This window comes from Streptococcus sp. HMSC056C01, from assembly GCF_001811305.1.
Lineage (GTDB): Bacteria > Bacillota > Bacilli > Lactobacillales > Streptococcaceae > Streptococcus.
The window spans coordinates 1-243 of record NZ_KV804188.1; the positions used below are offsets into that span (position 1 = coordinate 1).

Below are 243 nucleotides of genomic sequence, written 5' to 3' on the forward strand. Positions count from 1 at the left end.
TTCAAACTGGAACCGTAACCTTCACAGAAGGTGACCCAGTTGCACCAATCGACAAAGCTACCATTACCCTTCTTGATGAAAATGGTCAACCTGCTGAATCAGTAGATGCGAAATCACCAGAAGGCAAGGTTGTTGGTACATTCACAGTTGATAAGGATACAAGTGTTGTAACCTTCACACCGACTGATAAGTCTTACTCAGGTGATGTCGTTCCGGTTAAGGTTCAAGCCAAGGATGCCAACG

Annotated in this window: 1 protein-coding gene; it reads left to right on the top strand. The window is 44.9% G+C overall.

What is annotated here, in order from left to right:
• A partial coding sequence (locus HMPREF2795_RS02025) for a hypothetical protein (protein ID WP_148131254.1) occupies positions 1–243 on the top strand: 243 nt, incomplete at both ends.